The organism is Pseudomonas sp. RIT-To-2, assembly GCF_029623465.1.
Classification (GTDB): Bacteria; Pseudomonadota; Gammaproteobacteria; order Pseudomonadales; family Pseudomonadaceae; genus Aquipseudomonas; species Aquipseudomonas silvicola.
This window is the reverse complement of sequence record NZ_JAPYKM010000009.1, coordinates 1-12,979: the sequence shown is the minus strand read 5'-3', so window position 1 is coordinate 12,979 and position 12,979 is coordinate 1. Positions and strand designations below refer to the sequence as shown.

Sequence of the window (12,979 nt, the reverse complement as noted above, 5' to 3'; positions counted from 1 at the left end):
TTTGGAGGACCCATGGTCGAACACGATTTTCGCTACAGCCTGCTCAACCCGCACCACACCCTGATCGAATGCCGTGCCTTGGCGCCGGGTCGTTATCAGGTCACCGGCAACGGTGGTTCGATTCACAATGACGATGTCCTGCTGGTGACCCTCAAGGGCAGCAAGACCTTGTCCATGCGCCTGACCATCGAGAAAGTCCGCCACCTGATCAACCCGCCAGGCCAGTGGGTCGCCGTGGCCCGTGGCCCGGTGTTTGGCGAATTGGCCATCCACCAGTGGCACGTACAGTGCGACAAATGCGCAGCGGACCTGGAGTTCGAGTTCGCCGTGGACGCCAAGCTGGGCACCAAGGCGCAGAAGCCGGCTGCCACCGCGCGCATCGCCGAGCTGGGCTGGACCACCTTGGGCGACAAACACCTGTGCCGCAACTGCCAGGAGCCGCGCCCGTGAGACAAGCCCTGCTGCTGGCGGCACTGGCCGCCACCCTGACGGGCTGCGCAACCGGGCCCAAGCTGCAACAGGACCAGGCGTACACCCTGGAGTGGATCGGCGACCGCCCGCTGATGGACTATAGCCACATCAGCCTGACCCTGGGTGAAGACGGCCGGGCCTATGGCAATGCTGGCTGCAACCACTGGTTCGCGCCGTATACCCTGCAGCACCACCACCTGAATTTCGGCCCGGTAGGCAGCACCCGCCGCCTGTGCGACCCGGCCACCATGGAACAGGAACAGCGCTTCCTGCAGGCCCTCGGTGGCGTGCAGCGCTGGAGCGTTTCCAAGGAAGGCCAGATCCGCCTGTGGCCCGAAGAAGGCAAGCCGTTGCGCCTGTGGCCTGACGAGAGCTGATCGGGCGTAGCAGCGGACCTGGCCGCGTGTTTCGCGGCGCCAGTGACGCGGCCAGGTCCGCTGCTACGCGCTTGGGCAGGGCTGCTCAGGAGCTTTTCAGTTTGGCCAGCTTCTCGCGAATGCCCGCGGCGGTCTGCTCGCCCACCAACTGCTCGCGCACCTTGCCCTTCGCATCGATGATGTAGGTAATGGGCAACGCCTCGCTCTGGGGCAGGTTGAAGCGCGGCGCGGGGTCGTCCGCCAGCACGGTGAAACCGATGCCCAGTTCCTGGGCGGCCTTCTTCAGGTCGTCACCGTGCAACCCGTCGAAGTTCACGCCCACCACTGCCACGCCCTTGCCCTTCAGCTGCTCGGCCAGGGCATTGAGCTGCGGCACTTCGCTACGGCATGGCCCACACCAATCGGCCCAGTAGTTGACCACCAGCCACTGATCGTCCAATTGGCCTGCCTTGACCACCTTGCCGTTCTGGTCCATCCCGTAATCGGCACCACATCCTGCCAGCACCACCAGGACCAGACATATCACCACGCGCCATGCCATGATTGCGACCTTCCTCTATGTGCCCGCCAGAGGGTTAGAATAGCCCCCTCTCCACCCAAGGTGCGACCCCCTATGACCGACCTGACGCTTTATCACAACCCGCGCTGCTCCAAATCCCGTGCCGCGTTGGAACTGCTGCAGGCCCGTGGCCTGGAGCCCACCGTGGTGCGTTACCTGGACACACCGCCCGACGCCGCCGCCCTCAAGGCCGTGCTGGCCAAGCTGGGCCTGCATGCCCGTGCCCTGCTGCGCACCGGCGAAGACGAATACAAGGCGCTGAACCTGGCCGACGCGGCCTTGGCCGAAGACCAGTTGATCGACGCCATGGTCCAGCACCCGAAACTGATCGAACGGCCGATCCTGATCGCCGGCAACAAAGCCGCCATTGGCCGGCCGCCCGAGAAAGTGCTGGAGATCCTGCCGTGAGCCAACCGTACATCCTGGTGCTGTTCTACAGCCGCAGCGGCGCCACCGCGCAGATGGCCAAGCATATCGCCCGCGGCGTCGAGCTCAGCGGCCTGGAAGCGCGCCTGCGCACCGTGCCAGCGGTGTCCGCCGACCACGAGGCCACAGGCCCGAGCATCCCTGAGCACGGCGCCCCCTACGCCAGCATCGATGACCTGAAGAACTGCGCCGGCCTGGCCATGGGCAGCCCCACTCGTTACGGCAACATGGCCGCGCCGCTCAAGTATTTCCTGGACGGCACCAGCAGCCTGTGGCTCAGCGGCGCCCTGGTGGGCAAGCCGGCCTCGGTGTTCACCTCCACCGCCAGCCTGCACGGCGGCCAGGAAACCACGCTGCTGTCGATGATGATGCCGTTGCTGCACCACGGCATGCTGATCAGCGGCATCCCCTACAGCGAGTCGGCATTGCTGGAGACCCGCGGCGGCGGTACCCCGTACGGTGCCAGCCACCATGCCGGCGCCGACAGCAAGCGCGCCCTGGACGAACACGAGATCGCCCTGTGCCGTGCCCTGGGGCAGCGCCTGGGCAACATCGCGCAGAAACTGGAAACACCGCGTGGCTAAACGCGCCAAGGTGCTGCCCAGTGTCCAATGGCTGCAACCCCGGGTGCGAATGGCACGCTGGCTGAGCCTGGCGTGCTTCTTCGGCTTCATCGCCCTGCTGTGCGGTTACTACCTGCTGGTGGCCGACCTGCATGGCGCGCGGCCCTGGGTCATCCTGTTGATCGAGCTGGTGCCCTTGCTGTTGCTGACCCCCGGCATGCTCCTGGGCAGCCCGCGCGGGCATGCGTGGACCTGCTTTGCGGTCAACCTGTACTTCATCAAGGGCGCGCTGGCCGCCTACGACCCCCACCGCCAGCTGTTCGGCCTGCTGGAAATGGCCGCCAGCCTGGCGCTGTTCGCCAGCGCGCTGCTATACGTGCGCTGGCGTTTTCAATTGAATCGGAAACTGGCCGGAGAGGGCCTGGCGTGAATGCAGGATTACAAATGGCTCAACGAATACTGCCTCAACCGCTTTGGCTCGGCCAAGGCCCTGGAGGCACAGCTGCCCGAGCCGAAAACCGCGGCACAATTGCGCAAGATCCCCGCTGACCGTTACCTGTCGACCATGGCCCTGCGGGTCTTCCGCGCCGGCCTCAAGCACAGCCTGGTGGATTCCAAGTGGCCCGCGTTCGAGCAGGTGTTCTTCGGCTTCGATCCGGAAAAGGTTGTACTGATGGGCGCCGAGCACCTGGAGCGGCTGATGCAGGACACCCGCATCATCCGCCACCTGGGCAAGCTCAAGAGCGTGCCACGCAACGCCCAGCTGATTCTGGACATCGAGCACGAGCACAAAAGCTTTGGCGCCTTCATCGCCGATTGGCCGGTGAATGACATCGTCGGCCTGTGGCAGTATCTGGCTAAGCACGGCAACCAGATGGGCGGCCTGTCGGCCCCGCGCTTCCTGCGCATGGTCGGCAAGGACACCTTCATTCCGAGCGGCGACGTGGTGGCGGCACTCAACGCCCAAGGCATCGTCGACAGGGTGCCCAGCAGCAAACGCGACCAGGCCAAGGTCCAGGAAGTGTTCAACCAGTGGCAGGCCGAAAGTGGGCGGCCCCTGTGCCAGCTCTCGGCGATGCTGGCCTACACCGTCAACCACTAATTGCATGGACCGCTGATGAACCTTAAACCGCTGTTGTGGCTGGCCGCCGTCCCTGTTGTCGGGGCACTAAGTTTCCTGGGCTGGCAGCATTACTGGCCGGTGCAGGCTGCCTCCGGCTGGAGCACGCGCCTGGTCTACGACAAGGTCGAGAAGGCCGCAGGCCTGGGCCTGGACGGCGCCAACGTGCTGGTCACCGAGGAACTGCGTGACGACAAGGGCCGCCTGAGCAGCATCGCCCCGGACGGCACCCGCACGGTCATTGTCGACGGCCTGACCAAGCCCGACGGCCTGGCGCCGTTCCTGGGTGGCCACGTCTTCAGCCAGGAATTCGACAACAAGCCAGTGCAGTTGCTCAAGGACGGCAAGGTCACCCAGCTGTTCATGGGCCGCGACGTGCAGGGCCTGAAGAGTGACGGCGACACGCTGTATGCCATTGAGGACCGCCACGACGACGGCCGGTTGATGCGCTACGACGCCGCCGACGGCTCGCTGACCGTGCTGCGCGACAAACTGGCGCAGACCGAGTCGGTGGAGATCTGCTCCGGCGGCAAGCTGCTGTACACCGTGAAAAAGGAAGGCGTGGTCCGCCAGTTCGACGAATCGGGCAAGGACCCGGTGTACGTGGACGGCATTACCAACCCAACGTTCATCCTGTGCGACAAGCGCGGGCTATGGATAGTGGAAGACCAGACGCACTTGGCGCGGCTGTGGCTGCGCACGCCGGATGGCAAGTTGCAGGTGATCCTGTCGCACCTGCGGGCGCCGCAGGAGTTGTTGCCTACAGGGGACAATACCTACCTGCTGGCCGAAGGAGGCCGTAATCGGGTGATCGAGCTCAGAGCGGAATAACGCTGCCGGCCCCTTCCCGAGCTTCGCCCGGTCCTACCAAAAAACACGCTTCATTGTAGGACCGGGCGAAGCTCGGGAACCAGGCGACTCGGTTCTACAGGTTCAACACATTCAATACCCGCGAAGGCGCCGACTCGTCGATCGCCAGGTTCACGAAGTCAAACAGGTTGCGGTCAGCCAACTGCGACGGCACCACATTCTGCAAGCCACGGAAGATGCTCTCGGTACGCCCCGGGTGCTTGCGCTCCCACTCCACCAGCATGTCCTTGACCACCTGGCGCTGCAGGTTTTCCTGCGAGCCGCACAGGTTGCACGGGATGATCGGGAAGCCCTTGAGGTCCGAATAGGCCTGGATGTCCTTCTCGTTGCAGTACGCCAGCGGGCGGATCACCACGTTGCGGCCGTCGTCGGCACGCAGCTTGGGCGGCATGGCCTTCATGCTGCCGTTGAAGAACATGTTCAGGAAGAACGTCTCGACGATGTCGTCGCGGTGGTGCCCCAGCGCCATCTTGGTGGCGCCGATTTCGTCGGCGAAGGTGTACAGGGTGCCACGGCGCAGGCGCGAGCACAGCGAGCAGGTGGTCTTGCCTTCCGGGATCAATTCCTTGACCACCGAATAGGTGTCCTTCTCGACGATGTGGTATTCCACCCCCAGTTCCTTGAGGTAGGCCGGCAGCACGTGCTCCGGGAAACCTGGCTGTTTCTGGTCCATGTTCACGGCGACGATATCGAACTTGATCGGCGCGACCTTCTGCAGGTGCATCAGCACGTCGAGCATGGTGTAACTGTCCTTGCCGCCCGACAGGCAGACCATGACCTTGTCACCGTCCTCGATCATGTTGTAGTCGGCGACGGCTTCACCGGCCAGCCGACGAAGGCGTTTCTGCAGTTTGTTCTGGTTGACCGAAAGGGTGCCCATGGCGCTTGGAATCCGCGTGGTGAGACGAAAAGCCGGGCATTTTACCTGTAAAGCCGGCGCGCGGGTACGGTATCTGGTCAACTCGCCTTTAACGCAGGTAAATACTGCAAAGTGCTTACAGCGCCCCCACAGAGCGCGATTTGCTCTAAAAGTGCTGGCATCTTCGCCCTATACTGCGCTTGAGCGGTAATCACCAGAGGAGTGAAGGGCATGATCCATCACGTCGTCGGGTTATTCACCCATCCCGATCGGGAATGGCGGCAGATTCGTGGCGAAGACGAAAGCATCGGCCACATGTACCTCACCCACACCTTGATATTGGCGGCGATACCCGCCGTTTCCGCGTTTATCGGCACCACCCGCGTGGGCTGGGTCATAGGCAACCGCGCCCCGGTGATGCTGACCGTGGACAGTGCGGTGTGGATGACGCTGATGTCCTACGTGGCCATGCTGGCCGGGGTGGCGGTGATGGGCGCCTTCATTCACTGGATGGCCCGCACCTACGACGCCAGCCCTAGCCTCGCCCGCTGCGTGGCTTTCGCCACCTACACCGCCACCCCGCTGTTCATCGGCGGCCTGGCGGCCCTGTACCCGCACCTGTGGCTGGGCATGATGGTGGGCACCGCAGCCATCTGCTACACGGTGTACCTGCTGTACGTGGGGTTGCCGACCTTCATGAATATCCACGCAGACGAAGGCTTTCTGTTCGCCAGCTCGGTGCTGGCCGTAGGCCTGGTGGTGCTGGTGGCGATCATGGCGTTCACGGTGATCATCTGGGGCTTGGGCGTTGGCCCGGTCTACACCAACTGACAGGCGGCTCGGCAGGCCCCCAGGGTTGCGGCATAATCGGCGCATATGGAGTGTTGTCTAGCATGCCCGAGTTACTCAATTCCCGCGTCGAATCCTGTTTCCAGCAAGCCGAAGCCTTTTTCAAACGCACCTTCGCCCGCCCCCAGGTCAGCTTCAAGCTGAGGGGGCAGAAGGCCGGTGTCGCGCATCTGCATGAAAACCTGCTGCGCTTCAACCCGCAGCTGTACCGCGAAAACAGTGAAGATTTCCTGCGCCAGACCGTGCCCCACGAGGTTGCCCACCTGGTGGCGCACCAGTTGTTCGGCGACCGTATCGCGCCCCATGGCGAAGAATGGCAGTTGATCATGCGCGGCGTGTACGAGCTGCCGCCCAACCGCTGCCACACCTATGAAGTGAAACGCCGACGGGTCACGCGCTACATCTACAAATGCCCGTGTGCCGACAGCGACTTTCCCTTCTCGGCCCAGCGCCACAAACTGGTCCACCAGGGGCGCCGTTACCTGTGCCGGCGCTGCCGCCATACCCTGGTGTTCACCGGGGAAACCCGGGTGGAATGATCCGGGGTGCCCGGAGCACCATGAAAAAACCCATCCGAAGATGGGTTTTTTCGTGCAGCGTCAGTACTTAGCGTGGGGTATCAACGACCACAGCCTCATGGGCTTCAGCCACTTCGATGGCAGTCGGGCCTGCGGCCAGCTGCGTCTTCATGGTGTCCTCGTCCAGCTCGCCTACCCACTTGGCAACCACCAGGGTCGCCACGGCGTTGCCCACCAGGTTGGTCAGCGCACGCGCTTCGGACATGAAGCGGTCGATGCCCAGGATGAGCGCCAGGCCGGCTACCGGCAGGTGGCCAACAGCCGACAAGGTAGCGGCCAGCACGATGAAGCCGCTGCCGGTGACGCCCGCGGCGCCCTTGGAGGAGATCAGCAGCACGGCCAGCAGGGTCAGCTGGTGGAACAGGTCCATGTGGGTGTCAGTGGCCTGGGCGATGAACACCGCGGCCATGGTCAGGTAGATGGCGGTACCGTCCAGGTTGAACGAGTAGCCGGTCGGGATCACCAGGCCAACCACCGACTTCTGCGCGCCCAGGCGCTCCATCTTCACCAGCATGCGTGGCAGGGCCGATTCCGACGAGGACGTGCCCAGTACGATCAGCAGTTCTTCACGGATGTAGCGCACCAGCTTGAGGATGCTGAAACCGTGGAAGCGGGCGATGGAGCCCAGCACCAGCAGCACGAACAGGATGCAGGTGATGTAGAAGCAGATCATCAACTGGCCCAGTTGCACCAGCGAGCTGACGCCGTAGGCACCGATGGTGAACGCCATGGCGCCCAGCGCACCCAGGGGCGCCAGCTTCATGATCATGCTGATGATGTTGAACATCACATGGGCAAAGCGATCGATCAGGTCCAGCAGCGGCTTGCCGTAGGCGCCCAGGCGGTGCAGGGCAAAACCGAACAGGACGGCGAACATCAGCACCTGCAGGATATCGCCGTTGGCGAAGGCACCGACGATGGTGTTGGGGATGATGTTGAGGAAGAACGCAATCACGCTCTGGTCTTTACCGGCGGCCACGTAAGTGGCGACCTTGGAGGCGTCCAGGGTGGCCGGGTCGATGTGCATGCCGTTGCCCGGGCCAATCACGTTGACCACCACCAGGCCGATCAGCAGCGCGATGGTCGAGACCACTTCGAAGTACAGCAGCGCATAGCCACCGGTCTTGCCCACGGCCTTCATGTTCTCCATGCCAGCGATACCGCTGACCACGGTGCAGAAGATGATGGGGGCGATGACCATTTTGATCAGTTTGATGAAGCCATCACCCAGCGGTTTCAGGGTAACGGCGGTGTCAGGGTAGAAGTGCCCCAACGCAATGCCGATGATGATCGCGACGATCACCTGGAAATACAGCGATTTGTACAGTGGCTGACGAGTCGTCATTACAAATTCCTCAAGTGCATCGCCTGACATCCATTCCTGTGATGCACACGACACCTAAGCACGAACCCCCCTGAACTGGAGGGATTTATTGTCGAGCTGCTCGGGGCAGACCTTGCCTGTGTATCGCAAGGGGCGTGCCAGGTTACAGGTTTGGGTAAAGGGTCAATGATTGCGGGGGTCGGTGCCATCATGATAGCCACCACGGGAGAAATTGCCTGGCGGAATTCCGCCAATCCGCCCGGGCGAGTTCCGCCACATGGCGGATTCCCGCCCGCCTCGACTCGTCACAAGAAGGTATAGCGCACTTCAGAGCGGCTTGAAGCGCACCCGGAACGCCGCGCCGCCCAAGGGCGAGTCGTCGAGAATCAGCAAGGCGTCGTAGCTTTCGATGATGTCCTTGACCACCGCCAGGCCAATGCCCTGCCCTGGGTTCTGCCGGTCCAGGCGCTCACCCCGTTGCAGGATGCGCGCACGCTGGTCCGGGGGCACGCCCGGGCCGTCGTCTTCCACGCTCAGCTCAAGTGCCGCGCCGCTGTACCTCAGGCTGATCTTCACTTCGCTCAGGCACAGCCGATAGGCGTTTTCCAGCAGGTTGCCGAGCATCTCCAGCAAGGCGCCCTGCTCCATGGGCACCTGGGCATTTTCGGGAATGGCGTAGGTCACCTGCACCGGCTTGTCGCGGTAGACCTTTTCCAGGGTACTGCACAGGCTATCCAGCATGGGCTTGAGCGGCACCTGGTGGCGCACCAGGCCGCTTTTGCGCAGGCTGGCACGTTGCAGCTGGTAACCGATCTGCTGGCTCATGCGCTCGATCTGGCTTTGCAGAATGCGGGCCTGCTCGATATTTTCCGGGCGTTGGGCGATGGTCTCGCTGACACCCTGCAACACTGCCAGCGGCGTTTTCAGGCTGTGGGCCAGGTCGCCCAGGGAATCACGATAACGGCCGCGCTGCTCACGCTCACTGCTGAGCAGACGGTTCAGCGAGCCGGTCAGGCGCAGCAGTTCGCGGGGGTGGGTTTCACTGAGGCTGTCACGCTTGCCCGATTCGATCTCGTCCAGCTCCGAACTCAACTGGCGCAGGGCACGCAAGCCCCAGGTCAGGCCGGCCCACAACAGCACCAGCAGGGCCAGCAAGGCCGCGCCGAAACCCAGGGAGAGCTTTTCGCGCAGCCCGGAGAGAATCAGCTTGTACTCGCGCACCGGTTGCAGGGCGACGATGCTGTAGGCCGCACTCTTGCCGCCCAGCAGTTTTACCTCCACGTCGTAGACGAAATACTCCTCGCCGTTGGGCTCGCGAATATGCGCGAACTGGGCGCCCATGCCGTCGTAACGTGGCTTGTAGTTGATGCTTTGCTCGGTGGTGGCCCGGGAGCGCCACACCAGGTCGCCCTCACGGTTGTAGATGTACCCCAGCAGGCGGCTGTCGGGCAGGTTGAAGCGCTCGTCGGGCAGCAGGTCAGGCATCTGCAACTGGCCGTTCTCGACCCGTGCCGCAGAGATCAGGGTGGTGGCGTCCGACGCCAGGCGCTGCTCGATGGACTCGCGCAGCGCCAGGCTGAAGGTGCTTTGCAGCGCTGGCAGCAGGCCGATCATGAACAGCACCGCCAGAATGAAGGCGGCCGCCATCAGCCGTACGCGCAGCGATCGAATCATTTACACCGCTCGGTGAACAGGTAGCCCAGGCCGCGCACGGTCTCGATGGGCTTGAAGCCGTTGGTGCCTTCCAGCTTGCGACGCAGGCGGCCTACCAGCACTTCAATGACATTCGGGTCGCGCTCGTCGTCGTCCGGGTACAGCTGTTCCATCAGGCGGTCCTTGGCCACCACCTGCTGGTGATGGCGCATCAGGTATTCAAGAATGCGGTATTCGTAGGCGGTCAGGGCCAGCGGCTGTTCGTCCAGGCTCGCCTGCTTGCGGTTGAGGTCCAGCAGCAGCGGGCCGGCGACGATGGTCGACTGGATGAAACCACTGGAGCGGCGCAGCAATGCGTTTAGGCGCGCTTCCAGCTCTTCGAACTGAAAGGGTTTTACCACATAGTCGTCGGCACCGGTGGCCAGGCCTTCGACTTTGTCCTGCCAGTTGCCACGGGCAGTGAGGATCAGCACGGGGAATGCCTTGCCGTCGGCGCGCAGGCGGCGGATCAGCTCCAGGCCGCCCATGCCCGGCAGGCCCAGGTCGACGACGGCCAGGTCATGGTTGTACTGGGAGGCCTGGTACAACGCCTCTTCGGCATTGGCGACGGCCTCGACCACATGGCCGCTTTCGGTCAAACGGGTGTACAAGTGGTGCCGCAACAGCGCCTCGTCTTCTACCACCAGCAGTTTCATAGTGCTCCCCGACCGGTGCCCTTGCGTGCGGGCCGCCGTGTTCCCTCGACTGTTTGCAGCACCGGGCGCGCACCCATGCGCTGCCCGGCACCAAGAGTGTACCTGTAACAATGTTAGTCATGCAGCGCTGAACCCCAACTGAACCGGATGGACTAGGCTGAGCTGACTGCCCACACACGGAGCCTCGAACATGCGCGTATTGCTGATGTGCCTGCTGCTTTTGGCCAGCACCCTGGCCCAGGCCGAAATCAAGACCCAGGAGCTGCATTACAAGGACCTCAACGGCACGCCGCTGGTGGGTTACTTCGCCTACGACGACGCCATCCAGGGCCCGCGGCCGGGCGTGGTGGTGGTCCATGAGTGGTGGGGCCTGAACGACTACGCCAAGGGCCGCGCTCGTGCGCTCGCGGCCCTGGGCTACAGCGCCCTGGCCATCGACATGTACGGCGAAGGCAAGCACACCGAGCACCCCAAGGACGCCATGGCGTTCATGCAGGAGGCCTCGGCCAATGCCGCGGTGTCCAGCGCACGCTTTGACGCTGGCGTGCAACTGCTCAAACAGCAGCCCCAGACCAACCCGGCGAAAATCGCCGCCATTGGCTATTGCTTCGGCGGCACCGTGGTGCTCAACGCCGCGCGCCACGGTGCAAGCCTGGCGGGCGTGGTGAGCTTCCACGGCGGCCTGGCCGCCAAGACCCGCGCCACCAAAGGCAGCGTGAAAACGCCGATCCTGGTGGAGCATGGTGAACTGGACAGCATGAGCACACCCAAGGACGTAGCCGACTTCAAGACCGAAATGTCCACCGCCGGGGTGAACTACCAGTTCGTGGTGCAGCCTGGTGCCAAGCACGGCTTCACCAACCCCGACGCCGACCGGTTGGCCCATGGCGACCATGGCGGGCCGGACATTGGCTACAACAAGGAAGCGGATGAAAAGTCCTGGGCGGACATGCAGGCGTTTTTGAAGAAGGTGTTTGGTTAGGATCAAGGGTTTCGACGCGGTCCCCCTGACACCACGCGGCGCCTTCTTCCCGAGCTGACGCCCGGTCCCACAGGGCTGGCACCCGCTGATGGGTTTTCTCTGTGGGACCGGGCGAAGCTCGGGAAACAGGCAACGCGGCCACACTGACACTACGCGCGCGCCCTTCCCGAGCTGACGCCCGGTCCCACAGGGCTGGCACCCGCTGGTGGGTTTTCTCTGTGGGACCGGGCGAAGCTCGGGAAACAGGCAACGCGGCCACACTGACACTACGCGGCGCCCCCTTCCCGAGCTGACGCCCGGTCCCACAGGGCTGGCACCCGCTGATGGGTTTTCTCTGTGGGACCGGGCGAAGCTCGGGAAACAGGCGCCTCGGTTATGGCAAACTAGCGCCATGACCAGCTTACTTCCCCTTTGCTGCACCGCCCCCAACCGCCACTGGCCACTGCCCTTCGCGCTGCCCGGCGCCGTGCTGGTCAGCAGCCAGTTCGACCCCAAGGCCCTGGCCCCCGACGATTTCGCTCGCGCCGGCATCGCACCGCCCGCCAGCATCCAGCGTTCGGTAGCCAAGCGCCAGGCCGAGTTCCTGGCGGGCCGCCTGTGCGCCCGCACTGCCCTCCACCAGTTGGCCAACCTGGACCATGTACCCGACATCGGTGAAGACCGCGCACCTGTCTGGCCAGCCGGCATCAGCGGCTCCATCACCCATGGCACTGGCTGGGCTGGCGCCATCGTCGCCCGAGCCAACGAGTGGCAAGGCCTGGGCCTGGACATGGAGAACCTGTTGGGCGACGACCGCGCCACGCGGCTGGCGGCGGAAATTCTCACCGCCGATGAACTGGCCCGCATGGACCCGGCCCAGGTGTCCCTGGCCGTGACCCTGACGTTCTCTATCAAGGAAAGCCTGTTCAAGGCACTGTACCCCATCGTCGGCAAGCGCTTCTATTTCGAGCATGCCGAGGTGCTGGGGTGGGATGCACGGGGCACGGTCCGCCTGCGCCTGCTGACAGACCTGTCGGCCCAGTGGTGCAACGGCCGTGAACTGGAAGGGCAATTCGTGGTACAGGGTGATCAACTGCTGAGCTTGATCGCTATTCCCTGCTGAACCTGCTTCTCGAGTTTTGCCTCAGGCTACCAACGGGCAATGCTCACACGGCCCCACCCACTCCACCTTGTACGCCAGGCAGCAACTGCGCCGCTGCCGCTTGCCGTCGGGCAAATACCGCACCGGCTCATATAAAGGGTTGTTCCGCCCATCCGCCGCCTTGCGCGCCTGCAGCAACGCCAACGCCGGCCCCACCGCCACACCCAGTGCTTGCAGCCGCACCACGGCCTGCTCCAGGTAATCCCCGGCATTGCCCCACAACACCGCGGTGGGCACCTCGCCATAGGCACTGAGGCGCTCAACGAAGGGCCGCAGGCTGGCCTGCACCACCGGCTCCAGGGATTCGTCGGCATCGCCCGGCTCGCCCTCCTCCAGCAGCTTCACGCCCAGCGGCAAACCGCGCTCATCGAGCACCAGGCCCAACTGGTCCAATTGCAGTGGCAGGTACCAGCCATAGGCCAGTTGGGCGACCAGCACCGCCGGCAGCCAGTGCATGAAGAAGTACTTGGACCATTGCGAGACCAGCACCGGCTTCTGCTCGGCAAACAGCT

General features: G+C 63.8%; 17 protein-coding genes. 11 read left to right on the top strand and 6 right to left on the bottom strand.

Annotated features, from left to right (window positions below):
• The first annotated feature begins 12 nt into the window (after positions 1-12).
• Positions 13-450 carry a hypothetical protein gene (locus tag QBK88_RS10340; protein WP_277961969.1) on the top strand — a complete coding sequence of 146 codons (438 nt, stop codon included), beginning with the start codon at positions 13-15 and terminating at the stop codon, positions 448-450.
• Entirely contained in the window at positions 447-848 is a 402-nt protein-coding gene (locus QBK88_RS10335) for an META domain-containing protein (RefSeq protein ID WP_268149068.1), read from the top strand. Before QBK88_RS10340 ends, QBK88_RS10335 begins: the two co-directional genes overlap by 4 nt.
• An 85-nt stretch (positions 849-933) precedes the next feature.
• Here the strand turns inward: QBK88_RS10335 and QBK88_RS10330 are convergent, their stop codons facing one another.
• Positions 934-1,389 (bottom strand): TlpA disulfide reductase family protein, encoded by a 456-nt coding sequence (locus QBK88_RS10330; protein ID WP_277961968.1) that lies wholly within the window; start codon positions 1,387-1,389, stop codon positions 934-936.
• Positions 1,390-1,461: 72 nt separating this feature from the next.
• Here QBK88_RS10330 and arsC point away from each other — a divergent pair, with 72 nt between their 5' ends.
• From arsC to QBK88_RS10305, 5 genes are read left to right on the top strand one after another with little or no spacing between them, the layout of a single operon-like run.
• Positions 1,462-1,815 carry an arsenate reductase (glutaredoxin) gene (arsC, locus tag QBK88_RS10325; protein ID WP_277961967.1) on the top strand — a complete coding sequence of 118 codons (354 nt, stop codon included), beginning with the start codon at positions 1,462-1,464 and terminating at the stop codon, positions 1,813-1,815.
• Entirely contained in the window at positions 1,812-2,417 is a 606-nt protein-coding gene (gene wrbA / locus QBK88_RS10320) for an NAD(P)H:quinone oxidoreductase (protein WP_277961966.1), read from the top strand. Before arsC ends, wrbA begins: the two co-directional genes overlap by 4 nt.
• A complete protein-coding gene (locus tag QBK88_RS10315; RefSeq protein WP_277961965.1) occupies positions 2,410-2,826 on the top strand; it encodes a DUF2069 domain-containing protein in 417 nt (138 codons plus the stop codon). The genes wrbA and QBK88_RS10315 overlap by 8 nt, the downstream gene beginning before the upstream one ends.
• Complete coding sequence (locus tag QBK88_RS10310) at positions 2,827-3,498, top strand: DNA-3-methyladenine glycosylase I (RefSeq protein WP_268149058.1); 672 nt, start codon at positions 2,827-2,829, stop codon at positions 3,496-3,498.
• A 15-nt stretch (positions 3,499-3,513) separates the two neighbouring features.
• Positions 3,514-4,347, top strand: a complete 834-nt coding sequence (locus QBK88_RS10305; RefSeq protein ID WP_277961964.1) for a hypothetical protein — start codon at positions 3,514-3,516, stop codon at positions 4,345-4,347.
• Positions 4,348-4,441: 94 nt separating this feature from the next.
• Here QBK88_RS10305 and ttcA read toward each other — a convergent pair whose 3' ends face one another.
• Positions 4,442-5,266 carry a tRNA 2-thiocytidine(32) synthetase TtcA gene (gene ttcA / locus QBK88_RS10300; protein ID WP_268149054.1) on the bottom strand — a complete coding sequence of 275 codons (825 nt, stop codon included), beginning with the start codon at positions 5,264-5,266 and terminating at the stop codon, positions 4,442-4,444.
• 210 nt (positions 5,267-5,476) lie between these two features.
• On the opposite strand from ttcA, the gene QBK88_RS10295 reads away from it, so the two are divergent.
• Both QBK88_RS10295 and QBK88_RS10290 read left to right on the top strand, forming a co-directional pair.
• Positions 5,477-6,076 carry a Yip1 family protein gene (locus tag QBK88_RS10295; RefSeq protein ID WP_277961963.1) on the top strand — a complete coding sequence of 200 codons (600 nt, stop codon included), beginning with the start codon at positions 5,477-5,479 and terminating at the stop codon, positions 6,074-6,076.
• A 62-nt stretch (positions 6,077-6,138) separates the two neighbouring features.
• A complete protein-coding gene (locus QBK88_RS10290) occupies positions 6,139-6,633 on the top strand; it encodes a SprT family zinc-dependent metalloprotease (protein ID WP_277961962.1) in 495 nt (164 codons plus the stop codon).
• 67 nt (positions 6,634-6,700) lie between these two features.
• Here the strand turns inward: QBK88_RS10290 and QBK88_RS10285 are convergent, their stop codons facing one another.
• The 3 genes from QBK88_RS10285 to QBK88_RS10275 all read right to left on the bottom strand — a co-directional run bounded on the left by QBK88_RS10285 (position 6,701) and on the right by QBK88_RS10275 (position 10,344).
• Positions 6,701-8,017 carry a dicarboxylate/amino acid:cation symporter gene (locus QBK88_RS10285; protein WP_277961961.1) on the bottom strand — a complete coding sequence of 439 codons (1,317 nt, stop codon included), beginning with the start codon at positions 8,015-8,017 and terminating at the stop codon, positions 6,701-6,703.
• Between the two features lie 306 nt (positions 8,018-8,323).
• Positions 8,324-9,670, bottom strand: a complete 1,347-nt coding sequence (locus QBK88_RS10280) for an ATP-binding protein (protein ID WP_277961960.1) — start codon at positions 9,668-9,670, stop codon at positions 8,324-8,326.
• Positions 9,667-10,344, bottom strand: coding sequence for a response regulator (locus tag QBK88_RS10275; protein WP_268149043.1), 678 nt, complete (start codon positions 10,342-10,344; stop codon positions 9,667-9,669). Before QBK88_RS10275 ends, QBK88_RS10280 begins: the two co-directional genes overlap by 4 nt.
• A gap of 190 nt (positions 10,345-10,534) precedes the next feature.
• On the opposite strand from QBK88_RS10275, the gene QBK88_RS10270 reads away from it, so the two are divergent.
• On the top strand, positions 10,535-11,326 hold the full coding sequence (locus QBK88_RS10270) for a dienelactone hydrolase family protein (protein WP_268149042.1): 792 nt from the start codon (positions 10,535-10,537) through the stop codon (positions 11,324-11,326).
• 391 nt (positions 11,327-11,717) lie between these two features.
• Positions 11,718-12,428 carry a 4'-phosphopantetheinyl transferase superfamily protein gene (locus QBK88_RS10265; protein WP_277961959.1) on the top strand — a complete coding sequence of 237 codons (711 nt, stop codon included), beginning with the start codon at positions 11,718-11,720 and terminating at the stop codon, positions 12,426-12,428.
• Between the two features lie 21 nt (positions 12,429-12,449).
• Here QBK88_RS10265 and fhuF read toward each other — a convergent pair.
• On the bottom strand, positions 12,450-12,979 hold a 530-nt coding region (gene fhuF, locus QBK88_RS10260; RefSeq protein ID WP_277961958.1), incomplete at its 5' end, for a siderophore-iron reductase FhuF.